This is a genomic window from Dryocola boscaweniae, from assembly GCF_025215095.1.
Taxonomy (GTDB): Bacteria; Pseudomonadota; Gammaproteobacteria; order Enterobacterales; family Enterobacteriaceae; genus Dryocola; species Dryocola boscaweniae.
The window spans coordinates 599,044-621,090 of record NZ_JALHAP010000082.1 but is presented as its reverse complement, the minus strand read 5'-3'; the positions used below and the strand labels follow the sequence as shown (position 1 = coordinate 621,090).

The 22,047-nt window shown below is 56.1% G+C and carries 20 protein-coding genes; 12 read left to right on the top strand and 8 right to left on the bottom strand.

Annotated elements, in window-relative coordinates:
• Nucleotides 1-3: 3 nt before the first annotated feature.
• Complete coding sequence (locus tag MUA00_RS20315; protein WP_271124797.1) at nt 4-1,998, top strand: DNA topoisomerase III; 1,995 nt, start codon at nt 4-6, stop codon at nt 1,996-1,998.
• The gene (locus MUA00_RS20310) at nt 1,958-2,200 is read left to right on the top strand and encodes a DUF1496 domain-containing protein (RefSeq protein WP_271125021.1); all 243 of its coding nucleotides are present in this window, start codon (nt 1,958-1,960) and stop codon (nt 2,198-2,200) included. Before MUA00_RS20315 ends, MUA00_RS20310 begins: the two co-directional genes overlap by 41 nt.
• Here the strand turns inward: MUA00_RS20310 and MUA00_RS20305 are convergent.
• Both MUA00_RS20305 and xthA read right to left on the bottom strand, forming a co-directional pair.
• Entirely contained in the window at nt 2,166-2,576 is a 411-nt protein-coding gene (locus tag MUA00_RS20305) for a pyrimidine (deoxy)nucleoside triphosphate diphosphatase (protein ID WP_271124796.1), read from the bottom strand. The genes MUA00_RS20310 and MUA00_RS20305 overlap by 35 nt on opposite strands.
• Nucleotides 2,577-2,600: 24 nt before the next feature.
• On the bottom strand, nt 2,601-3,407 hold the full coding sequence (gene xthA / locus MUA00_RS20300) for an exodeoxyribonuclease III (RefSeq protein ID WP_271124795.1): 807 nt from the start codon (nt 3,405-3,407) through the stop codon (nt 2,601-2,603).
• Nucleotides 3,408-4,008: 601 nt separating this feature from the next.
• On the opposite strand from xthA, the gene MUA00_RS20295 reads away from it, so the two are divergent.
• From MUA00_RS20295 to spy, 6 genes are all read left to right on the top strand, one after another.
• Entirely contained in the window at nt 4,009-5,229 is a 1,221-nt protein-coding gene (locus tag MUA00_RS20295) for an aspartate aminotransferase family protein (protein WP_271124794.1), read from the top strand.
• Complete coding sequence (gene astA / locus MUA00_RS20290) at nt 5,226-6,260, top strand: arginine N-succinyltransferase (RefSeq protein WP_271124793.1); 1,035 nt, start codon at nt 5,226-5,228, stop codon at nt 6,258-6,260. The genes MUA00_RS20295 and astA overlap by 4 nt, the downstream gene beginning before the upstream one ends.
• The gene (astD, locus tag MUA00_RS20285; protein WP_271124792.1) at nt 6,257-7,735 is read left to right on the top strand and encodes a succinylglutamate-semialdehyde dehydrogenase; all 1,479 of its coding nucleotides are present in this window, start codon (nt 6,257-6,259) and stop codon (nt 7,733-7,735) included. The genes astA and astD overlap by 4 nt, the downstream gene beginning before the upstream one ends.
• Nucleotides 7,732-9,060, top strand: a complete 1,329-nt coding sequence (gene astB, locus MUA00_RS20280; RefSeq protein ID WP_271124791.1) for an N-succinylarginine dihydrolase — start codon at nt 7,732-7,734, stop codon at nt 9,058-9,060. The genes astD and astB overlap by 4 nt, the downstream gene beginning before the upstream one ends.
• Nucleotides 9,061-9,072: 12 nt before the next feature.
• Nucleotides 9,073-10,038 (top strand): succinylglutamate desuccinylase, encoded by a 966-nt coding sequence (astE, locus tag MUA00_RS20275; protein ID WP_271124790.1) that lies wholly within the window; start codon nt 9,073-9,075, stop codon nt 10,036-10,038.
• 325 nt (nt 10,039-10,363) lie between these two features.
• A complete protein-coding gene (gene spy / locus MUA00_RS20270; protein WP_271124789.1) occupies nt 10,364-10,855 on the top strand; it encodes an ATP-independent periplasmic protein-refolding chaperone Spy in 492 nt (163 codons plus the stop codon).
• A 77-nt stretch (nt 10,856-10,932) separates the two neighbouring features.
• Here spy and hutG read toward each other — a convergent pair whose 3' ends face one another.
• Both hutG and hutI read right to left on the bottom strand, forming a co-directional pair.
• On the bottom strand, nt 10,933-11,745 hold the full coding sequence (gene hutG / locus MUA00_RS20265) for an N-formylglutamate deformylase (protein WP_408639729.1): 813 nt from the start codon (nt 11,743-11,745) through the stop codon (nt 10,933-10,935).
• Nucleotides 11,714-12,943: an imidazolonepropionase gene (gene hutI, locus MUA00_RS20260; protein ID WP_271124787.1), complete on the bottom strand. Its 1,230-nt coding sequence runs from the start codon at nt 12,941-12,943 to the stop codon at nt 11,714-11,716. Before hutI ends, hutG begins: the two co-directional genes overlap by 32 nt.
• A 219-nt stretch (nt 12,944-13,162) precedes the next feature.
• Here hutI and MUA00_RS20255 point away from each other — a divergent pair, with 219 nt between their 5' ends.
• The gene (locus MUA00_RS20255; protein WP_271124786.1) at nt 13,163-14,524 is read left to right on the top strand and encodes a formimidoylglutamate deiminase; all 1,362 of its coding nucleotides are present in this window, start codon (nt 13,163-13,165) and stop codon (nt 14,522-14,524) included.
• A 2-nt stretch (nt 14,525-14,526) separates the two neighbouring features.
• The gene (gene ves / locus MUA00_RS20250; RefSeq protein ID WP_271124785.1) at nt 14,527-15,072 is read left to right on the top strand and encodes an environmental stress-induced protein Ves; all 546 of its coding nucleotides are present in this window, start codon (nt 14,527-14,529) and stop codon (nt 15,070-15,072) included.
• Here ves and hutC read toward each other — a convergent pair whose 3' ends face one another.
• Nucleotides 15,073-15,825 carry a histidine utilization repressor gene (gene hutC / locus MUA00_RS20245; protein WP_271124784.1) on the bottom strand — a complete coding sequence of 251 codons (753 nt, stop codon included), beginning with the start codon at nt 15,823-15,825 and terminating at the stop codon, nt 15,073-15,075.
• Between the two features lie 153 nt (nt 15,826-15,978).
• On the opposite strand from hutC, the gene hutH reads away from it, so the two are divergent.
• The gene (gene hutH / locus MUA00_RS20240; protein ID WP_271124783.1) at nt 15,979-17,523 is read left to right on the top strand and encodes a histidine ammonia-lyase; all 1,545 of its coding nucleotides are present in this window, start codon (nt 15,979-15,981) and stop codon (nt 17,521-17,523) included.
• Nucleotides 17,524-17,537: 14 nt separating this feature from the next.
• On the top strand, nt 17,538-19,223 hold the full coding sequence (gene hutU / locus MUA00_RS20235; RefSeq protein WP_271125020.1) for a urocanate hydratase: 1,686 nt from the start codon (nt 17,538-17,540) through the stop codon (nt 19,221-19,223).
• A 4-nt stretch (nt 19,224-19,227) separates the two neighbouring features.
• On the opposite strand, the gene cho is transcribed toward hutU, so the two are convergent.
• The 3 genes from cho to nadE form a co-directional block, all read right to left on the bottom strand.
• Nucleotides 19,228-20,106, bottom strand: a complete 879-nt coding sequence (gene cho, locus MUA00_RS20230; RefSeq protein ID WP_271124782.1) for an excinuclease Cho — start codon at nt 20,104-20,106, stop codon at nt 19,228-19,230.
• Between the two features lie 68 nt (nt 20,107-20,174).
• Nucleotides 20,175-21,065, bottom strand: a complete 891-nt coding sequence (gene yddG, locus MUA00_RS20225) for an aromatic amino acid DMT transporter YddG (protein ID WP_271124781.1) — start codon at nt 21,063-21,065, stop codon at nt 20,175-20,177.
• 123 nt (nt 21,066-21,188) lie between these two features.
• On the bottom strand, nt 21,189-22,016 hold the full coding sequence (gene nadE / locus MUA00_RS20220; RefSeq protein WP_271124780.1) for an ammonia-dependent NAD(+) synthetase: 828 nt from the start codon (nt 22,014-22,016) through the stop codon (nt 21,189-21,191).
• Between the last annotated feature and the right edge of the window lie 31 nt (nt 22,017-22,047).

The window sequence follows — 22,047 nt, the reverse complement described above, 5'->3', positions numbered from 1 at the left end:
CTCATGCGGCTGTTTATTGCGGAAAAACCGAGTCTCGCTCGCGCCATCGCTGACGTGCTGCCTAAGCCGCATCGCCGGGGCGACGGTTTCATCGAGTGCGGCAACGGTCAGGTCGTAACCTGGTGTATCGGCCACCTGCTGGAGCAGGCGCAGCCGGACGCCTATGACGGGCGCTATGCGCGCTGGAACCTTGCCGACTTGCCTATCGTGCCGGAAAAGTGGCAGTTACAGCCGCGTCCTTCGGTTACCAAACAACTTAACGCCATCAAAAAACTGCTTTCGCAGGCCAGCGAAGTGGTTCATGCAGGCGACCCGGATCGTGAAGGGCAACTGCTGGTGGATGAGGTGCTGGACTATCTGCAACTGGCTCCCGAAAAACGCCAGCAGGTGCAGCGCTGCCTGATTAACGATCTCAACCCTCAGGCGGTGGAACGCGCGATTTCGCGCCTGCGGGCCAACAGCGAATTCATTCCGCTTTGCGTTTCTGCGCTTGCGCGAGCCCGCGCCGACTGGCTGTACGGCATCAACATGACCCGCGCTTACACCATTCTTGGGCGCAACGCGGGCTATCAGGGCGTGCTATCCGTTGGTCGAGTGCAGACGCCGGTGCTGGGGCTGGTGGTGCGTCGCGATGAAGAGATAGAAAACTTCGTGGCGAAAGATTTTTTCGAAGTAAAGGCGCATATCGTCACTCCCGCAGAAGAACGTTTTATCGCAACCTGGATACCAAGCGAATCCTGCGAACCTTATCAGGATGAAGAAGGGCGTTTACTTCATCGTCCGCTCGCCGAACACGTTGTGAAGAGGATTGCCGGGCAACCTGCCATCGTCACGGCCTATAACGATAAACGGGAATCAGAAACCGCGCCTTTGCCGTTCTCGCTTTCCAGCTTGCAGATTGAAGCCGCAAAGCGATTCGGCCTCAGCGCCCAGAACGTGCTGGATATCTGTCAGAAGCTGTATGAAACCCACAAACTGATTACCTATCCGCGTTCTGACTGCCGCTATTTACCGGAAGAACATTACGCCGGACGTCATGCGGTACTGAATGCCATCGGCGTTCATCAGCCGGATTTATTGCCGCAGCCTGCGGTGGATACCGACATCCGTAACCGCTGCTGGGACGACAAAAAAGTTGATGCCCACCACGCGATTATTCCGACTGCGCGTAGCTCATCCGTCTCGCTGAGCGAAAACGAAGCAAAAGTTTATAACCTTGTCGCCCGCCAGTATTTGATGCAGTTCTGCGCTGACGCGGTATTTCGCAAATGCACCATCGATTTGGATATCGCAGGCGGTAAATTTAATGCCAAAGCGCGTTTCCTGGCCGAAGCTGGCTGGCGTACGCTGCTTGGCAACAAAGAGCGCGATGAAGAAAACGACGGCACGCCGCTGCCGGTCGTGGCGAAAGGCGATGAGCTATTGTGCGAAAAAGGCGAAGTGGTGGAAAGACAAACCCAGCCGCCGCGTCATTTTACCGATGCAACTCTGCTTTCCGCGATGACCGGCATTGCCCGCTTTGTGCAGGATAAAGATCTGAAAAAGATCCTGCGCGCAACGGACGGGCTGGGCACGGAAGCGACGCGAGCGGGGATCATCGAACTGCTGTTCAAACGTAGCTTTCTGACGAAAAAAGGGCGCTATATTATTTCTACGGATGCCGGAAGGGCGCTGATTCACGCTCTGCCGGAGCTGGCCGCGCGGCCGGACATGACCGCACACTGGGAATCCACGCTTACGCAAATCAGCGAAAAACAGTGCCGGTATCAGGATTTTATGCAGCCGCTGGTGACCACGCTCTATGAGCTGATTCATCAGGCAAGAACCACGCCGGTTCGCCATGCCTTTAAAGGAATCAAGGCGCCGGATGATAATAAAAAGCCTCGTAAACAGTGGGCAAAAAAAGAGGGAAATAATGATGCTAAGAAAAAGCCTGCTCGCCGCCGCCGTGACGCTGATGGTGAGTCTGCCGGGGATGGCGCAACGCCACCAGCCTGATGTGGATGTTTCAGTACCGCCGGAGGTGTTTAGCTCCCAGGGGCAACGTGCAGCACCTTGTAACCAGTGCTGCATCTATCAGGATCAAAACTATTCGGAAGGTTCCGTGGTGAAAGCAGACGGCGGGATCCTTTTACAATGCCAGCGCGATGAAAAAACGTTGAGCACTAATCCGCTGGTGTGGCGTCGGGTAAAACCATAAACGCCTCAAGCAAAGGAATATCCGCCGGGGCGAGAGCCCAGGCGAACGCTTCGGCGGGATAACACCATACCCGGCCGCTGTGGCAGTAGGCTGTCATCTCGCCGCGAAAAGCCGGAACGCGCCACGCATGAAGATGGATAATCCTTCCGCAGACTTCCCGCTTGTGGCTGGCAACATAGTTGCCAACTTCCGCTTCAATACCTAACTCTTCGCGCAGCTCGCGCACCAGCGCCGCCGGTTGTGATTCCCCGGCTTCCACCTTGCCGCCGGGAAACTCCCAAAGACCTGGCTGGTCGCCCGTTTCCGGCCTTTGGGCAAGCAAAATTTTTCCGTCTCGCTCGATAATAGCCGCTACGACATTAAGGGATTTTCGCATAATCTTCCGCGCCGGTAGGCCGTCTTAAAGCTTAAACTGCGCCCAGACCGGCGCGTGGTCGGAGGGCTTCTCCATGCTGCGAATACCGTAATCAATCCCCGTTGCGATGCAGCGCTCCGCCAGCGGCTTGCTTGCCAGCACCAGATCGATACGCAGGCCGCGGTTGTCGTCAAAACCTCTGGAGCGGTAGTCAAACCACGAAAACTTATCCTGCGTTTCCGGGTTCGCGTGGCGGAAGGTGTCCACCAGCCCCCAGTTTATCAGGCGGTCCATCCATTCGCGCTCTTCCGGAAGGAAGGAGCACTTGCCGGTGCGCAGCCAGCGCTTGCGGCTCTCTTCACCGATGCCGATATCCAGATCCGTTGGGCTGATATTCACGTCACCCATAATCAACACCGGGTGGTCTTTATTGAGGTCGTTTTCCAGGTAGTCCTGCAAATCCTGGTAAAATTTCGCCTTCGCGGGGAATTTGGTTGGGTGGTCACGGCTTTCGCCCTGTGGGAAATAGCCATTAATCACGGTCAGGTTACCGAGCGGGGAAGGAATTTCCGCCATGATAAGACGACGCTGGGCTTCTTCGCCGTCGCCCGGGAAGCCGCGGCGCACGGCAATCGGCGTCTCTTTGGTCAGCAGCGCAACGCCATAATGGCCTTTCTGACCGTGATAGAAGACGTTGTAGCCAAGCTTTGCGACATCCTCAAGCGGGAACATATCGTCATGCACTTTTGTTTCCTGCAGGCCGATAACGTCCGGCTGATGCTGTTCGATAATGGCTTCAAGCTGATGGGGGCGGGCGCGCAGGCCGTTGATATTAAAAGAGACAAATTTCATAAGTCGCTGCCGTGGTGACAAGTCAAGGTGGCAGGATGGTAGCAGAAAATGTTGATGAGTGCTGCGGTTGTGTGGCTTGCGTTGGGGGGAGCGATGCAACGTTTGCGGCGGGTGGCGCGTTGCTTACCCGCCCTACGAATTTATTGTGAATGAGATAAGCGTCAGCGCCATCTAACGATTACGACAGTGTGGACATATTGTAGGTTAGATAAGCGTCAGCGCCATCTAACGCTTGCGGCGCCGCAGCCGAGCCCCGGGTCTCAAACAGAGCAATATCCGCACCAATATGACGCACGCCGCCCCGTTTTAGGGCGTAATCGGCGGGCAAATCCCGGTGGCGATCACAAATCCAGCATTATATTTTACGCTTGCATAATATTTCTTGTTTTCATGCCGCGAACCAGCCTTGTTCGTAAAACTATGCACTTAATATTCACTTTAACTGCATATCGTCGACCGTTAACCCATTGATTTTCCGTTTCTCTCTTCCCGTTATGCATTTTTATCTCTGGCTGGCACGAACGGTGCAATCTACATTTACAGCGCAAACACTACATTATTTAACATTTACATTACTTTTTATTTACCGGAAGAGGTCGCTATGCAGCAGTCAATAACACGCCAGAACTTCGATGAATGGATGATGCCCGTTTATGCCCCTGCGGCGTTTATTCCGGTACGCGGCGAAGGTTCCACTTTGTGGGATCAGCAGGGCAAGGATTACATCGATTTTGCGGGCGGGATTGCGGTTAACGCGCTGGGCCATGCGAATCCGGATTTGTGCAAGGCGCTGGAAACCCAGGCGGCTAAGTTCTGGCATACCGGCAACGGCTATACCAACGAACCGATCTTACGACTGGCAAAACAGCTTATCGACGCCACTTTTGCCGATAAAGTTTTCTTCTGTAATTCCGGGGCCGAAGCGAACGAAGCGGCCCTAAAACTGGCCCGAAAATATGCGCACGATAATTTCGGGCCACACAAAAGCGGCATTGTAGCCTTCAAAAATGCGTTCCACGGCCGCACGCTGTTTACCGTTTCTGCGGGCGGGCAGCCGGCTTACTCCCAGGACTTTGCGCCGCTGCCGCCACAAATCAGTCACGCCATTTATAACGATCTGCAGTCCGCCTGCGAATTAATCAATGAAAATACCTGTGCGGTAATCGTTGAGCCCATGCAGGGCGAAGGCGGCGTAGTGCCTGCGGACCCAACTTTCCTGCAGGGGCTGCGTGAACTGTGCGATCGCCACAACGCGGTACTGATTTTTGACGAGGTGCAAACTGGCGTTGGCCGCACCGGTTCGCTGTACGCCTACATGCATTACGGTATCGAGCCGGACGTGCTTTCTACTGCGAAAGCGCTGGGGGGCGGCTTCCCGATTGGCGCTATGTTAACGACGGACAAATTCTCCAGGGTGATGGTGGTTGGCACGCACGGCACAACCTACGGCGGCAACCCGCTGGCTGGCGCCGTTGCCGGGCGCGTAATGGAGCTGATTAACACGCCTGAAGTGCTTAACGGCGTGAAACAGCGCCACGAATGGTTTGTAGAGCGCCTGAATAAAATCAATCAGAAGCATCAATTGTTTAGCGAAGTGCGTGGCCTGGGGTTGTTAATTGGCTGCGTGCTGCAACAGGAGTACGCCGGGAAGGCTAAACTTATTCTGCAGGCCGCCGCGCAGGAGGGGTTAATGATCCTCATTGCCGGCGCCAACGTGGTCCGCTTCGCGCCGTCGCTGATTGTCAGCGAGGCCGATGTGCAAAAAGGACTGGATCGCTTTGAGCTCGCCTGTGAACGCTTTCTTGCAGGAGAGAAATCATGATGGTTATCCGTCCGATTGAGCGCGGCGATTTGCCCGGACTGCTCCAGCTTGCGGGAAAAACAGGCGGCGGGCTAACCTCGCTGCCTGCCGACGAAAAGACGCTGGCAGAACGCATCGAGCGCTCGATAAAAACCTGGGAAGGCGGGTTGCCAAAGGGCGATCAGGGGTACGTCTTCGTCCTTGAAGAGTCAACCAGCGGCAAAGTGGTGGGCATCTGCGCCATTGAAGTCGCCGTTGGCCTGAACGATCCCTGGTACAACTACCGTTTTGGCACGCTGGTTCATGCCTCTAAAGAGCTGAACATCTACAATGCCTTACCGACGCTTTTCCTCAGTAACGATCACACCGGCAGCAGCGAGCTTTGCACCTTGTTTCTTGATGCCGACTGGCGCAAAGAGGGCAACGGTTATCTGCTTTCAAAATCACGCTTTATGTTTATGGCGGCCTTCCGCGAACGCTTTAACGAAAAAGTGGTGGCGGAGATGCGCGGCGTTATCGACGAACACGGCCATTCACCTTTCTGGGAAAGCCTCGGCAATCGCTTCTTCTCAATGGAGTTCAGCCGCGCGGATTACCTGTGCGGCACAGGGCAGAAAGCTTTTATCGCCGAACTGATGCCCAAGCATCCTATCTATACCGACTTTCTGTCTCCTGAAGCGCAGGCTGTTATCGGCCAGGTGCATCCGCAAACTGCGCCAGCCCGCGCGGTGCTGGAAGCCGAAGGGTTCCGCTATCGCAACTACGTCGATATTTTTGACGGCGGCCCAACGCTTGAATGCGATATCGACCGGGTTCGCGCCATCCGTAAAAGCCGAATGACAGAAGTGGTTATCGGCCAGCCCGCCACCGACGAGCTGCCGGTTTGCCTGGTGGCTAACGAAAAATACAACAATTTCCGCGCGATGCTGATTAAAGCCAATCCAAAAGGCGATCGCCTGATTATTGATGCTGCCATGGCGGATGCGCTGAAATGCAGCGCTGGTGACAAAGTACGGCTGGTGCGCCTGTGCCCTGAGGAGAAAAAAGCATGACCCAGTGGATTAATGGAATATGGACCGCCGGCCGCGGCGAAGTGATGCAAAAGCACAATCCGGTGAACGGCGAGCTGCTTTGGGAAGGCGTGACGGCAAGCAGCGAACAGGTCGCTGAAGCCTGCGCCGCTGCGCGCGCGGCGTTTCCGGCATGGGCTAAAAAACCGTTTGCTGAGCGCCAGGCTATCGTCGAACAGTTCGCCCGTTTGCTCGAAGCTCATAAAGATGAACTCACCAGCACCCTTGCTCAGGAAACCAGCAAGCCTCGCTGGGAGGCGGCAACCGAAGCCACCGCGATGATCAACAAAATCGCCATCTCGATAAAGGCGTACCATACGCGGACCGGCGAAACGCATACCGCCATGCCGGACGGCGCTGCGACTTTGCGTCATCGTCCTCACGGCGTGCTCGCGGTATTCGGCCCTTATAATTTGCCGGGGCACCTGCCAAACGGGCATATCGTTCCCGGCCTGCTGGCGGGCAACGCTATTATCTTTAAACCCAGCGAACTGACGCCGCGCATTGGCGAACAGGTGATGAAGCTGTGGGAGCAGGCTGGCGTGCCGCCGGGCGTGCTGAATCTGGTGCAGGGCGGGCGGGAAACAGGCCAGGCGCTGGCGCAACAAACCGAGCTCGACGGCCTGCTGTTTACCGGCAGCGCAAACACCGGCTATCAGCTTCATCGTCAGTTTGCCGGGCAGCCGGAGAAAATACTCGCGCTGGAAATGGGCGGCAATAATCCGCTGATTGTGGAGGATCCGCAGGATATCGACGGCGCGGTGCATCTGGCTATTCAGTCTGCGTTTATTACCGCCGGACAGCGCTGTACCTGTGCTCGCCGTCTGCTGGTTAAAAAAGGCGAGCAGGGCGATGAGTTTCTTAAACGGCTGGTGGAAGTGGCTGCACGTCTGAAACCTGGCCGCTGGGATGCGGAGCCTCAGCCGTTTATCGGCGGTCTGATTTCCGTGCAGGCCGCAGAGCGCGTGCTGACAGCCTGGCAGGAGCATCTGGCTCGCGGCGGCAAAGCTTTGCTGGAGCCTGAACGGGTTGAGGCGGGCACATCTTTGCTGACGCCGGGCATCGTCGAGCTGACCGATGTGGCAGACGTGCCGGACGAGGAGGTTTTTGGCCCGCTGCTGGCGGTCTATCGCTATGACAATTTCGACGATGCTATTCGCATGGCTAATAACACGCGTTTCGGGTTGGCGAGCGGGTTGATTTCCCCGGATCGTGAGCAGTTCGATCGGCTCTTACTGGAAGCGCGCGCGGGGATCGTTAACTGGAATAAACCCCTGACAGGCGCCGCGAGTACCGCGCCGTTCGGCGGCGTGGGCGCGTCCGGCAACCATCGCGCCAGCGCCTGGTACGCGGCGGATTACTGCGCCTGGCCGATGGCGACGCTGGAAAGTCCAGCCTTTTCGCTGCCGGAAACCCTGAGTCCGGGGCTGGATTTTAGTCGTGAGGAGCAGCCATGAAAGCCCGCGAAGTCAACTTTGATGGCCTGGTGGGATTAACCCACCATTACGCCGGGCTGTCGTTCGGCAACGAAGCTTCTACTAAGCACCAGTATCGCGTTTCTAACCCGCGGCTTGCCGCTAAGCAAGGGCTGCTGAAGATGAAGGCGCTGGCGGATGCGGGATTCCCGCAGGGCGTAATTGCGCCGCAGGAGCGCCCGAACGTGCCGGTGCTGCGCCAGCTTGGTTTTACCGGCAACGATGCGCAGGTCGTGGAACGTGCCGCGAAGCAGGCTCCGCAGTTGCTTTCCGCAGCCAGTTCCGCGTCGGCGATGTGGGTGGCAAACGCCGCCACCGTTTCCCCCTCGGCGGACAGCCTTGACGGCAAAGTGCATCTCACGGTGGCAAACCTGAACAATAAATTCCACCGGGCAAGCGAAGCGCCAACGACGGAAAGCCTGCTGCACGCGATTTTCCGTAACGAGCGCTATTTCTCCGTTCATGGCGCGCTGCCGCAGGTGGCCATGTTCGGCGATGAAGGGGCGGCAAACCATAATCGTCTGGGTGGAGCTTATGGCAGTCCGTCCGTGCAGCTTTTCGTTTATGGTCGCGAAGAGGCAAAGGCCGGACTGATTCCGGCTCGTTACCCGGCCCGTCAGACGCTGGAGGCAAGCCAGGCTGTGGCTCGGCTCAACCAGGTCAACCCTGAACGGGTCGTTTATGCGCAGCAAAACCCGGCGGTTATCGACCAGGGCGTTTTTCATAACGATGTCATTGCCGTGTCGAATCGCCAGGTGCTGTTCTGCCACGAGCAGGCGTTTTTACATCAACACGAGCTTTATACAGCCCTACGTGAGAAAGTGTCGGGCTTTATGGCGCTGGAAGTGCCGGTGAACCGGGTGTCGGTTACGGACGCCGTCTCGACGTATCTGTTTAACAGCCAGTTACTCAGCCGTGACGACGGCAGCATGATGCTTATTCTTCCGGAAGAGGCGCGGCAGCATGCAGGCGTGTGGCGCTATCTTAACGAACTGCTGGAAGCCGACAACCCGATTAGCGAACTGAAGGTGTTCGATCTGCGTGAAAGCATGGCGAACGGCGGCGGCCCGGCTTGTTTGCGCCTGCGCGTGGTGCTTACCGAAGCGGAACAGCAGGCCGTCAATCCGGCGGTGATGATGAATGATACGCTGTTCGTCACGCTCAATAGCTGGGTGGACCGCTGGTATCGTGACCGCCTGACGCAGGCTGATTTAGCCGACCCGTTATTACTGCGCGAAGGAAGAGAAGCGCTCGATGAGCTGACCCGTATACTAAACTTAGGGTCTGTTTATCCGTTCCAGTGCTAACAAGGAGGCACAATGTTGGATTTTCTGGCGCAGACCCTTACAGGGAAAGCGCCAATGCGAACCGAAGGAAAAAATGCCCATCTGCACTGGCAGTGGTGCGACGAAGGTATCTTAACGCTCACGCCGCATCAGCCTGTGGCAAAAGCACTGGTGTTGTCGGCCGGGGTTCATGGCAATGAAACCGCGCCGGTAGAAATTCTTGCGCAACTGGTAGACGATTTGCTGGCGGGCAAGCTGGCGCTCCAGTGGCGCTTGCTGGTGATTCTGGGCAATCCCGCGGCTTTGCGCAGCAATAAACGTTTTATGCACAGCGATATGAATCGCATGTTTGGCGGCCGCTGGCAGCAGTTCCCGGAAAGTATTGAAACGCAGCGGGCCTGTCGTCTTGAGCATGCGCTGGAGCTGTTCTGGTCGCAGGGGGATGAAACTATTCTCTGGCATCTCGATATGCATACCGCGATCCGTAGCTCGTATCATCCGCGCTTTGGCGTGCTGCCCGCGCGCCCTTTGCCCTACGATGAGGCGTTTCTTTCGTGGCTGGGATGCGCAGGATTGCAGGCGCTGGTGTTTCACAAAGAGCCGGGCGGCACCTTCAGCCATTTCAGCAGCGAGCATTTCACAGCGCTTAGCTGTACGCTGGAGCTGGGCAAGGCACAGCCGTTCGGGGAAAACGATCTCAGTCAGTTTGCGCTGACAAAGCAAGCGTTAAGCGCGCTGTTAACCGGCGGGGAAGTCCCTATTGCCGAAGGCGAGCCGCTACGTTATGAGGTGGCGCAACAAATCACCCGACATACTGAATCTTTTGTGCTGCACATGGGCGCGCAAACGCAAAATTTCACCGCCTTTCCGAAGGACACTTTGCTCGCAGAAGATGGCGACACGCGTTACGTGGTTAAAGAAGATAAAGAGTTTGTTTTATTCCCCAACCCAAATGTAGCGCCTGGATTGCGGGCAGGGTTAATGCTGCGAGAAATATAATTACCGTTAGCTTCCGCAGGGAAGCTAATAAATTATCGCTGCCTTTCAGTTATATACAGATTAATCTTAACTTGCTGCTTTATTATGCGCCGTGATTGCTATACACTTTCTCCATAATACCTTCCAAATCAGTGTGTTGTTATATATTGTTGCAATTTACCGCGCGTTAATCCTTATTTTCTTCATAATTGACGTAATAGTGTTTTTTACACTTTCAATGTTTTACCGACACGACTGACTCCTTGACGATTGACCCCGTAAACTCAGTCTCGTCAACACGGCAAACCAGTCGTGAAAAGAACCAAATTAAATGAAGGATAATATTATGCGTAAACTAACAGCTCTCTTTGTTGCTTCAACTCTGGCTCTGGGCGCGGCGAACCTGGCTCATGCGGCTGATGCGACGACCCCCGCTGCGGCAAAAACTGACGCACCAATGATGCACTACAAAGGCCCACGCGGCGGACATCACGACATGATGTTTAAGAACCTGAATCTGACCGATGCGCAGAAACAGCAGGTGCGCGACATCATGAAAGCGCAGCGCGGTAAAATGGAGCGTCCATCTTTAGAAGAACGTCGCGCGGCGCACAGCATTATCGCCAGCGACAGCTTTGACAAAGCTAAAGCACAGGCCCAGGTAGATAAAATGGCCGAGCAGAACAAAGCACGCATGCTTGCCCACATGGAAACGCAGAACAAGATCTACAACATTCTGACGCCGGAGCAGAAAAAACAATTTAATGCCGATTTTGAGAAGCGTCTGACAGAACGCCCGGCGCATGAAGGTAAAATGCCGCCTGCAGATCAGGAATAACTGGTCGACTGACTTAAGACCGCCGGTCCTGTCCACAATAGCGTACTCGCTGTGGACAGGACCGGCGGTTTTCTTATTTATGCAATCTGCCGCGCGCCTGTCAGCATGGTGTGAATAAGCTCTTCAAGCAGCGGCTGCAGTTGCGCTGCGCGATCATAACGCCAGCCGAACGGCGCTTGTTCATCCATATAATTACACTGAGCCAGCTCCAGTTGCACGGCGTGAACGCCCTGCGCCGGATTGCCGTAGGCTCGCGTAATGTAACCGCCTTTAAAACGACCGTTGGCGACCCAGCTAAACGGCTTTTGGTTCGCCATGCACGCCACAAGATGTTCTTCGATCAGCGCATCGCAGCTACGCCCACCGTTGGTCCCCAGATTTAAATCAGGCAGTTTTCCTTCAAACAGACGCGGTATGCGGCTTGCGATTGAGTGCGCGTCAAACAACAACGCGTAGCCATGTTCGGCTTTCAATCGTTCCAGTTCCGTTTGTAATTGCTGGTGATAAGGCTGCCAGATGTTATCCAGCGCCGATTTTCGCTGCTGCGCGGAGGGTGTTTTGCCGGGCAGGAATGTTGGCGTGCCGTCGAAAAGCGTGTCCGGATATAAACCCGTTGTCGCCGTAGCGTAGAGAGGTTTATCGTCCGCCGGACGGTTAAGGTCGATAACCATGCGGGAATAGTTGCCCACCAGTACGCTGGCGCCAAGTGCTTGAACAAACTCATAAAGCCTCGGAATGTGCCAGTCTGTGTCCGGAAGAGGGCGCGCTGCATCATTCAGCCCGGCTTCAACCTCGGGCGTCAGCGCTGTACCCGCATGGGGAATGCTCACCAGAAGCGGCAGTTTCCCCGGCGTAAATTCATAAGCTGCTTTCACGTCTGACTCCCTCATAAACTACGGTGCAGGGCAATTGCCCCCCTAACCAATAGACCAGTTCCGCAGGGCGAGCCACCGGCCAGTGCACAAAGTTGGCGATTTTACCCTCCTCAAGACTGCCGTGGCTGGCCTGAATGCCGAGAGCCTGCGCCGCGTGAAACGTTACGCCTGCCAGCGCTTCTTCTGGCGTCAGGCCGAAAAGCGTACAGGCCATATTCAACATCAAACGCAGCGATAAAGCAGGCGAGGTGCCCGGGTTAGCGTCGCTTGCGACGGCCATCGGCACGCCGTATTGACGAAACGCTTCTACCGGCGGGCGCTGCTTTTCTCGCAGCAGGTAAAACGCGCCGGGCAACAGCACTGCTACAGTGTTGCTTGCGGCCATCGCTTTTGCGTCTTCTTCTGTTGCGTACTCAAGGTGATCGGCGGAAAGCGCGTTAAAGCTTGCGGCGAGGCTACTGCCAGCAAGCGCGGAAAGCTGCTCGGCGTGAAGCTTTACCGGCAGGCCAAGATCGCGCGCCGTGGTAAAAACTTTTGCGGTTTGCAGGGGATTAAAAGCCAGATGTTCACAAAAAGCGTCAACCGCATCGGCAAGTTTTTCCTGCGCGACGCGCGGTAATAGCTGTTCGCAGACTACGTCAATCCATGCATCTGCGTCGCCGCTAAATTCGGGCGGTATCGCGTGAGCCGCAAGGCAGGTGGCATAAATTTCAACGGGTTCCTGTTCGCCAAGCCTGCGGATAACCCGCAGCATTTTTATTTCGTTATCGATATCCAGCCCGTAACCGGATTTTATTTCGACGGTTGTCACGCCTTCAGCCAGCAGGTGCTTCAGGCGCTGACGGGCGCTGGCAAGCAGTTCATCTTCGCTTGCAGTTCTTGTGGCGCGCACGGTTGAGATTATCCCGCCGCCCTCCGCTGCGATTTGCGCGTAGCTTACGCCGTTGAGACGTTTTTCAAACTCGGCGCTGCGGTCCCCGCCGAATACCAGATGAGTATGGCAGTCGATAAAGCCCGGCGTCACAATACCGCCGTCGAAATGGTGATGTTCAGCGGCGATGATTTCCGGCATCGCATCTTTCGGCCCCAGCCAGATTATTTTGCCGTGCAACACGGCGAGCGCGCCATTCTCAATCGTTTGATATTGCCCCTCTTTCATGGTGACAAAGGCGGCACCGCTCCAGAGGCTGTCGCAGGAAACAGGAGAGGACATGACATTCTCCGTATCGGGTTGTATAGACAATGACAAACAACCTGGCACAGCATGCTAAATTCATCAACAGCCGCCGCTCATATTGGCAGCTTTGTTGCAACAATTTGTCGCCCGCCACACAAATTTTTCGCGCTCAAAGCCCGTGGGGATAAATTTCTTTTGCGTCGGCGCGGATTTATCGCTAAATCATTGGCACCCTTAAAAGAAGGAACCGAAACTATGCCGGCATTTTTTGCACCGAGCGTGATGCTCCCGCAGGGCTGGGGACACAATGCGCGTATTACCGTCAACGAGCAGGGAACCATCACCCATATCGATGTCGGGGCCCGTGCAGAAGGGGCAACGCTGCTGCCCGGCGTGGTTATTCCTTCGATGGCGAATTTACATTCGCACGCTTTTCAGCGTGCGATGGCTGGCCTGACCGAAGTGGCGGGCAATCCGCAGGATAGCTTCTGGACGTGGCGCGACCTGATGTATCGCATGGTGCAAAAGCTTACGCCGGAGCAGGTGGGGGCTATTGCCACGCGGCTGTATATCGATATGCTCAAGGGCGGCTACACTCAGGTGGCGGAATTTCACTATTTACATCATGACGTTAACGGCAAACCTTATAGCACAGGCGATATGATGCTACAGCAACTCGTGGTTGCTGCCGATAACAGTGGCATTGGGCAGACGCTGCTCCCGGTTCTGTACAGCTATGCCGGATTTGGCGCACAGCCGCCGCAGGCCGGACAGAAGCGCTTTATTCAGGACGTCGATCGCTATCTGCGCCAGCATCACGCGCTGGAGAAGGCGCTACGCCACTACCCGCGCATTAACCAGGGGTTGTGTTTTCACTCGCTCCGCGCCGTTACGCAGGAGCAAATGGAAGACGTACTCGAAGCCTGCGACTATCGCCTGCCGGTGCATATTCATATCGCTGAACAGGAAAAAGAGGTCGAAGACTGTCTGGCATGGAGCGGCGAACGGCCCGTGAACTGGCTGTATAACCGCTTTGCGGTGGATGACCGCTGGTGCCTGATTCACGCAACGCATCTGGCAGCCGATGAAGTGACGCAGATTGTTGAAAGCCGTGCTGTGGCGGGGCTGTGTCCAACAACCGAGGCAAATCTTGGCGACGGTATTTTTCCGGCCAATGATTTTATCGCTCAGGGCGGCCGCTGGGGAATTGGCTCGGACAGCCATGTTTCGGTTAACGCGCTCGAAGAGCTGCGCTGGCTCGAATACGGTCAGCGTCTCAGAGACTGCCGTCGCAATCGGATAATTTTGCCGGAGCTGCCGCAGGTAGGAGAAGTGCTCTGGCGGCAGGCAGCGGCGGGAGGAGCCCAGGCGTGCGGCGTGCAAATGGGCGTCCTCGCACCGGGTTTCAGAGCGGACTGGCTGGTTCTGGAACGCGATTCGTGGCTGGCAAATATTGCCGATTATGCGCTGATAAACCGCTGGCTGTTTGGTGGACAAAAAGAACAAATAAGAGACGTGTGGGTCGCTGGAAGGCAGGTGATAACTGACAGGCAGCACCCGCTCGATGAACAAAGCTCTACACAATTTGCGCAGGTAATGCGCAGCCTTCAGGAGTAGCGATGGAATTCTTTGATATTCGGAAAGTGCCGGTCAGCTTATGGCGCAACGGCGCCGGGGAAACCCGCGAGATTTGCTGCTTTCCGCCTGCAACCCGTGATTTTAACTGGCGCGCAAGCATCGCCTCGATTGCGAGCAGCGGCGAATTTTCTGCCTTCCCGCAAATTGACCGGGTGATTACGCTGCTCGAAGGAGGCGAGGTTATCCTCGATGGCGGAAAAGCGTTTCACCATACGCTTAAGCGGCATCAGCCGTTTTCATTCGCGGGTGAGCAGGTTGTAAAAGCTGAATTAACCCACGGCATGTCAGTAGATTTCAACGTGATGACGCGCCGTGACCGCTGCCGGGCGAAAGTCCGTGTTGCTGACCGCACCTTTACTACTTTTGCCCCGCGTGGCGGCATTATTTATGTGCTGAACGGCGAATGGCAACTGGGCGATAAGCTGCTTTCGCCGGATCAGGGAGCGTGGTGGCAGGACGGACGCCACACGCTGCGCCTGTTGAAATCTGAAGGGCAATTGTTGTTTAGCGAAATAACTTATCTGTGATCACTGCCCGGTAAAGCTGCCCACCAGTTGATAGCGCGAGCCTGGATACAACAGCCGGGCCACCGTCACCACCTGGGAATTGTGCCAGGTGCGTCGTTTAACCAGCAGGCACGGCTGGCGGGGCGTGACTTCCAGCAGCGCCTGCTGTGTTTCATCCGCCAGTACCGCCTCGACGATATGTTCCCCGGCCGTTAACGGAGCCGCCTGGCTTAAATAGTGGTGCGGAGTAAACAACCTAAAATCCTGCTGTAGATAGTCCGCCGCAAGCGCCGGATTAACGTAGCGCGTTTCAAGCTGTACGGCTTCATCGTTATCGTAATGCACCATCTGCGAGTAGAAGAGCGGATCGCCGGGTTGAACAGCGAACGCGTGCGCGAGTTCTTCATTCGCCGCCACCTGTTCTAATGCCACCATGTAATTGCGGTAATGATGGCCGCGTGCGGCGATCTCCTCGGCAATGCTGCGCACCTCAAGCATGGCCGTATGGCCTTTCAGTTCCGCCACAAAAGTCCCCACCCCCTGCATTCTTACCAGCCAGCCTTCGCCCGTTAATTCACGTAGCGCACGGTTGATCGTCATACGGCTGACGCTAAGGGCGTTCACCAGCTCGGTTTCTGACGGCACACGCTGATGCGATAGCCAGGCTCCGCTGCGGATCTGGCTGATGATTGCCTGTTTCACCCGCTGGTAAATAGGCGCGGGGAGGCTGCTGATGGCAGAGCGTAATTGTTCCAGAGGCTCTAATGCAGACATGTTTTGTCCTTAATCATTTGCGTTGTAAGCGCGATCCCGCTCACTGTTCGATAAAAATTACCCGGGACCGGCTGGCGGAGATTTTAGTTTATTAGTTAAGTTGTCTATACAACTCTATATGTTCATACGAATTGATGCCATCAGGATGTAAACATGTCGATGCAAAAGAAGCGCTGTACCCTTAAGCCCGGCCACGTCTCCCTTGCCACGCTGCGCGATATTTATCATGGAAACGTCACGCTGGAGCTTGACCCACAGGCCATCGGTGCCGTCCTGCGCGCCCAGCAAACGGTAGAAGCCATTGTTAAACATGGCGATGTGGTTTACGGCATTAATACCGGTTTTGGCAAACTGGCGCAAACCACTATCGCAGGCGATCATCTTGCCGAGCTGCAAAGGAACCTGGTGCTTTCGCACAGCGTGGGGCTCGGTGAACCGCTGCCCGATGACGTGGTTCGTCTGGTTATGGCGACCAAAGTCATTAGCCTTGCCCGGGGCCATTCTGGCGTGCGTTTGCCGGTTATCGACAATTTGCTGTGTTTGTTTAACGCGGGCGTAATGCCGGTTATCCCGGAGAAAGGTTCTGTAGGCGCCTCAGGCGATCTTGCGCCGCTCGCCCACCTTTCGCTGATGCTGCTTGGCGAAGGCAATGTGCGTGTGAACGGCGAAGAGATGACCGCGCTTCAGGGGCTGAAGCAGGCGGGCGTCGAGCCGCTGGTATTGGGGCCGAAAGAGGGCCTGGCGCTGTTAAATGGCACCCAGGTTTCTACCGCGCTTGCGCTACGCGGTCTGTTCGAGGGCGAGAAGGTTTTCGCCGCAGGACTGGTGGCCGGAGCGTTATCCCTTGAAGCTATCAAAGGCTCGGTGAAACCCTTTGATGCCCGCATTCATGAGGCTCGCGGGCAGACGGGGCAAATTGACGTTGCCGCTGCCGTTCGCGCGTTACTTGAGGGCAGCGAGATTGTGGATTCGCATCAGCATTGTGGACGCGTGCAGGATCCGTATTCCATCCGCTGCGTTCCGCAGGTAATGGGCGCGTGTCTCGATAACCTGCGCCATGCGGCGCGGGTGCTGCAAATAGAAGCTAACGCCGCGTCTGATAATCCTCTGGTATTCAGCGATACGGGGGAGGTGATTTCCGGCGGCAACTTCCATGCTGAGCCGGTGGCGTTTGCGGCGGATATCCTCGCGCTGGCCATCGCGGAAATTGGAGCGATTTCAGAGCGTCGTCTTGCTTTGCTGCTGGATACCGGCCTGTCCGGCTTGCCGCCTTTCCTCGTTAAAGAGGGTGGGATCAATTCAGGGTTTATGATTGCCCAGGTAACGGCGGCGGCGCTTGCCTCAGAGAACAAATCGCTCGCCCATCCGGGCAGCGTCGATAGCCTGCCCACTTCCGCAAACCAGGAAGATCACGTTTCGATGGCGACCTATGCCGCTCGTCGCCTGGGCGCTATGTGCTTTAACACCGCCGCAGTGGTGGGAATTGAAGCCATGGCTGCGGCGCAGGGCATAGAGTTTTCACGCCCGCTGCGCAGCTCCCCGCTGGTGGAAGACGTTTTCAGCGGCATCCGTGAACGCGTGGCCTTTCTCGAAAAAGACCGCCTGCTGGCTCCGGATATCGACCAGATGCGCCAGTGGGGCGCAAGCGATAACTGGCCTGTGGCCATCGTTAACCTACTTCCTTCTACTTCGGCCTGATGCCGGGAGCCATGATGACTGAATCTGTAAAACAGGCGGTAGCCCGCACGGTACGAGCGCCACACGGCACGGAATTGCATTGCGAAAACTGGCCGATCGAAGCGGCGTATCGCATGATCCAGAACAACCTTGATCCGGACGTGGCTGAACGTCCGGAAGATTTGGTGGTTTACGGTGGGATTGGTAAAGCCGCCCGCAACTGGGAATGCTTCGAGCAAATTCTCGCCTCGCTGCGAACGCTAAAGGCTGATGAAACGCTGCTTGTACAATCCGGTAAGCCGGTCGGGGTCTTCCGTACCCATACCGATGCGCCTCGCGTGTTGATCGCCAACTCCAACCTGGTGCCGCACTGGGCAAACTGGGATCATTTCCACAAGCTCGATCGGGCCGGGTTAATGATGTACGGGCAGATGACGGCGGGTTCATGGATATATATCGGCGCTCAGGGCATCGTGCAGGGCACCTTTGAAACCTTCGCGGAAGCGGGCCGTCAGCATTATAACGGCGACCTGAAAGGGAAATGGATACTGACAGCCGGCCTTGGCGGCATGGGCGGCGCGCAACCGCTGGCCGGCGTGCTGGCCGGTGCGTCTGTACTGGCGATTGAATGCCAGGAGTCACGCATTGATTTCCGTTTGCGTACCCGCTATCTGGATTACAAAGCCGCCACGCTTGATGAAGCGCTCGGTATGATTGAGGAGGCTAACGCGCAGAAAAAAGCGATCTCCGTCGGGCTGCTGGGCAACGCTGCCGAGCTTTTGCCGGAGCTGGTAAAACGCGCGAAAGCGGGCGGCATCCGGCCTGATATCGTCACGGATCAAACGTCCGCTCACGATCCGGTAAATGGTTATCTGCCGGCTGGCTGGTCGGTAGAGCGCTGGCAGCATGAACGTACGGCTCAGCCGAAAGCGGTTGAGAAAGCGGCCCGTGCTTCGATGGCGACGCATGTGCAGGCAATGCTGGATTTCTGGCAGATGGGCGTACCGACGGTGGATTACGGGAATAATATCCGTCAGGTTGCTTTTGATGAAGGCGTGGAAAACGCATTCGATTTCCCGGGCTTTGTGCCGGCTTACATTCGTCCGCTGTTCTGTGAAGGCAAAGGCCCGTTCCGCTGGGTTGCGCTTTCGGGCGATCCGGAAGATATCGCCAAAACCGACGCGAAACTCAAAGAACTATTCCCGGACAATCAGAACCTGCATCGCTGGCTGGATATGGCCCAGGAACGCATCGCCTTTCAGGGACTACCCGCGCGCATCTGCTGGCTGGGGCTGGGTGAGCGTCACAAGGCCGGGCTCGCCTTTAACGAAATGGTGCGCAACGGCGAACTGAAAGCGCCGATTGTGATTGGCCGCGATCATCTGGACTGCGGCTCGGTCGCTTCACCAAACCGCGAAACGGAAGCGATGAAAGACGGCTCTGATGCGGTTTCCGACTGGCCGCTGCTTAACGCTTTGCTGAATACCGCAGGCGGCGCAACTTGGGTGAGCCTGCATCATGGCGGCGGCGTGGGAATGGGCTTCTCGCAACATGCTGGCGTGGTAATAGTCGCAGACGGCACGCCGGAAGCGGAGGCGCGTCTGGCTCGCGTGCTGTGGAACGATCCGGCAACCGGGGTAATGCGTCATGCGGACGCAGGCTACGAAAGTGCGGTAGCCTGCGCTCGCGAGCATGAATTAAAGCTGCCGATGGTGAAGTAATCCGCTATGAAGCGGTGGGGCGGGTAAGCTCCACCACTTCGTAATCTCCGCTCATCACCAGTTTACATAAAATCTTGTAGCCATCATTATCGAAGCCTTTTGGCGGCGCGGCGAGCGAGCGTGCTTCTTTTAAGTTCTCAACCGAACCGAGATAAAACCAGCTATCGATAATGTGATATTGCGTGATATCAGGGCCGGATTCCTTTAACCCAACCGGACCTTGCCACGGCCAGCACATCACCCGAATACGCTCCATCGCGGCCAGAAAACGCGCGCGGTGGGTTTCGACGGTTTCCCGTCCGCAGCAGGCTCCTGCGCAGCGTTTTAACCCGGCGCGGAAACAGGCGCGTCCGGTACTCAGCGTTTCCAGCCCCAGAAGCCCATAACAAAGCTGATGCTCATCGGCCAGCGTTTGCAGGGTCTGCAAAGCGGCGCGGCGATTCGCATAAAGGCCGTATAATCCCGTTTGCTTTGAAAAATCCACATCGCGGGCGTAAACCACCTGCGGTTTGTCGCTTTCAAACTGAAGTGAACAAAGCTGGCGATTACGGCGCAGACGTTTATTAAACAGCGGCTGTTGCTCTTTGATCATCTGAGCTTCAAGCAGCAGCGCGCCCAGCTCGCCCGCCGTGCGGATAAAGGTAATGCGGCGGGACTGACGCAGCAGGGCTGCTTCGTCCGGCGTGCGGAAATGGGACATCACGCGGCTGCGGATGTTGACGCTCTTGCCAATATAGAGCGGCATAACGTCGCTTTCGCCGTGAAAGACATACACGCCTGAGGCTTTGGGTAAATCCTCAAGCCAGGGGCGTAAATGGTCGGGATATTCGTAAACTGCTGCTGCTTCAAACTGCATGCGCGGTGCGCTGACACGCCTTACCACTTCTTAACTCCTGAATACTGGTTGCCTGTACAGTCTATCAGGGAAGGGGAGCGCAAAAAAGCCGCAATTTATCCGTAGCGTCTTGTGGCAAACCAGCAGAGCAGCGAACCCATCACCACCATCGCGACTCCCTGCCAGAAAGACCAGCCGGGATGCAGACCCAGCCAGAGGCTGGCTATAAAGGCCGAAAGCACGGGCGTGAAGTAGGAGGCGGTGGCTAACAGCGTCATATTTCCGCGCTGAATACCAAAGTTCCATGCCGAATAAGCAACGGCGGTAGAAACGCCCATAAACAGCAGTTGCAGCGTGGCGGAGAAAGAAAAATGCAGCGGCGCCTCGCTTACAAAAGCGTATTTTCCCCAAAGTACCAGTGCGGTGGCGCAGAAGAAAAGTGAGACGCCATTTTTCCCCTGGCTCCAGCGACGAGTGAGGTTGCAGTAAAGCGCCCATATCAGCGCGGCTGCAAACGCAAGGCCGTAAGCCAGAGGGTTATCCAGAATGTTTTGCCACATTTGCGTGGGCGACCAACTCCCATCCCCTTTCATTACCTGAATAATGCCAGCCAATGAAAGCGCGAGACCGGGCCACAGCCAAAGGCTTGCCCGCTGCTGGTTGATAAACAGTGCCAAAACGATAGTCAGGCTGGGCCAGAGATAGTTAATCATGCCGAGCTCAAGGGACTGGCTCCGGCTGTGGGCAAGACCGATAGCTAAGGCAAGGAAGATCTCATAGGTAACAAACAGCGCGCCGCCAATTAACAGGTAGCGTGGCGGGATTTCGCGAATTTTTGGCAATCCGCGAGCGAGGCATAAGCACATGGCGCTGACGGTATAGATAAGGGCTGCGCCGCCGACAGGGCCAAAGTGCTCGCTGATGCTGCGCAGCAGGCCAACGGAAGTGCTCCAGAGGATAATGGCCAGAAGGCCGAAAAGGGTGGCGCGTTGTGTGGAGCTGACCATGGGATCTCAAAACAATGGAATATTTATGAGCCCGAGATACCTGGGGCAACTTCAGGGTCAGGCGTCCCTCCGGGAACCAAACCCTGAATTTCCCCTAATAACGGGCTATGCAGGAACGTTAGTTTATATCTTCCAGAAATCGTCAAACACGGTAATTGGCGGGCGGCGCTTATGCTCCGTTTTGGTGTACCAGCCTTCAATAATGGCGCTGATAGCACGGTCAATTTGTTTACCTTCCAGATAATCGTCGATATTTTCGTAGGTGACGCCCAGCGCCGCTTCATCAGGCAGAGAAGGGCGATCGTCTTCCAGATCCGCCGTTGGCGCTTTTTGATAGAGATGTTCCGGGCAGCCCAGGGTTTTTAGCAGCAGTTTGCCCTGACGCTTATTGAGGCGGAAAAGAGGGTTGATGTCGGTGCCGCCGTCGCCATATTTGGTGAAAAAGCCCGTCACGGCTTCGGCTGCGTGGTCGGTGCCAACTACCACGCCTTTGGTCATCCCGGCGATGCTGTACTGGGCTTTCATGCGTTCGCGGGCTTTTTCGTTGCCGCGTACGAAATCGCTCAATTCAATACCGGCTTCGCGTAATGCCTGTTCGCTTGCCAGCACGGAGTCTTTGATATTCACCGTCAGCACCTGGTCGGGCTGAATAAAAGCGATGGCGTCCTGGCAATCCTGTTCGTCAAACTGCACGCCAAACGGCAGGCGCACGCCGATGAACTGATAGCTTTCATCGCCGCTTTCCGCACGCAGTTCGGTGATAGCCATCTGGCTGAGTTTGCCGGTGAGCGTAGAGTCCTGTCCGCCGCTGATGCCGAGCACCAGAGTTTTAATAAATGGATAGGTTTTCAGATACGCTTTCAGAAAATCGATGCTGACGCGAATTTCTTGCTGCGGATCAATTTGTGGTTTAACGCCTAACGCCTGAATAATCTCTTGTTGCAGAGCCATTTAACCCCTCCGGTTACGGTATACCTGCAGC

What these genes read in the sequence shown, in the direction of transcription:
- hutI (WP_271124787.1), bottom strand. Translation starts at nt 12,943, where the DNA reads ATGTCCTCTCCTGTTTCCTGCGACAGCCTCTGGAGCGGTGCCGCCTTT.
- MUA00_RS20255 (WP_271124786.1), top strand. Translation starts at nt 13,163, where the DNA reads ATGCCGGCATTTTTTGCACCGAGCGTGATGCTCCCGCAGGGCTGGGGA.
- hutU (WP_271125020.1), top strand. Translation starts at nt 17,538, where the DNA reads ATGACTGAATCTGTAAAACAGGCGGTAGCCCGCACGGTACGAGCGCCA.
- yddG (WP_271124781.1), bottom strand. Translation starts at nt 21,065, where the DNA reads ATGGTCAGCTCCACACAACGCGCCACCCTTTTCGGCCTTCTGGCCATT.
- hutH (WP_271124783.1), top strand. Translation starts at nt 15,979, where the DNA reads ATGTCGATGCAAAAGAAGCGCTGTACCCTTAAGCCCGGCCACGTCTCC.
- hutG (WP_408639729.1), bottom strand. Translation starts at nt 11,745, where the DNA reads ATGAGGGAGTCAGACGTGAAAGCAGCTTATGAATTTACGCCGGGGAAA.
- hutC (WP_271124784.1), bottom strand. Translation starts at nt 15,825, where the DNA reads ATGTCTGCATTAGAGCCTCTGGAACAATTACGCTCTGCCATCAGCAGC.
- nadE (WP_271124780.1), bottom strand. Translation starts at nt 22,016, where the DNA reads ATGGCTCTGCAACAAGAGATTATTCAGGCGTTAGGCGTTAAACCACAA.
- MUA00_RS20305 (WP_271124796.1), bottom strand. Translation starts at nt 2,576, where the DNA reads ATGCGAAAATCCCTTAATGTCGTAGCGGCTATTATCGAGCGAGACGGA.
- MUA00_RS20310 (WP_271125021.1), top strand. Translation starts at nt 1,958, where the DNA reads ATGGTGAGTCTGCCGGGGATGGCGCAACGCCACCAGCCTGATGTGGAT.
- xthA (WP_271124795.1), bottom strand. Translation starts at nt 3,407, where the DNA reads ATGAAATTTGTCTCTTTTAATATCAACGGCCTGCGCGCCCGCCCCCAT.
- astA (WP_271124793.1), top strand. Translation starts at nt 5,226, where the DNA reads ATGATGGTTATCCGTCCGATTGAGCGCGGCGATTTGCCCGGACTGCTC.
- ves (WP_271124785.1), top strand. Translation starts at nt 14,527, where the DNA reads ATGGAATTCTTTGATATTCGGAAAGTGCCGGTCAGCTTATGGCGCAAC.
- astE (WP_271124790.1), top strand. Translation starts at nt 9,073, where the DNA reads ATGTTGGATTTTCTGGCGCAGACCCTTACAGGGAAAGCGCCAATGCGA.
- spy (WP_271124789.1), top strand. Translation starts at nt 10,364, where the DNA reads ATGCGTAAACTAACAGCTCTCTTTGTTGCTTCAACTCTGGCTCTGGGC.
- astD (WP_271124792.1), top strand. Translation starts at nt 6,257, where the DNA reads ATGACCCAGTGGATTAATGGAATATGGACCGCCGGCCGCGGCGAAGTG.
- MUA00_RS20295 (WP_271124794.1), top strand. Translation starts at nt 4,009, where the DNA reads ATGCAGCAGTCAATAACACGCCAGAACTTCGATGAATGGATGATGCCC.
- MUA00_RS20315 (WP_271124797.1), top strand. Translation starts at nt 4, where the DNA reads ATGCGGCTGTTTATTGCGGAAAAACCGAGTCTCGCTCGCGCCATCGCT.
- astB (WP_271124791.1), top strand. Translation starts at nt 7,732, where the DNA reads ATGAAAGCCCGCGAAGTCAACTTTGATGGCCTGGTGGGATTAACCCAC.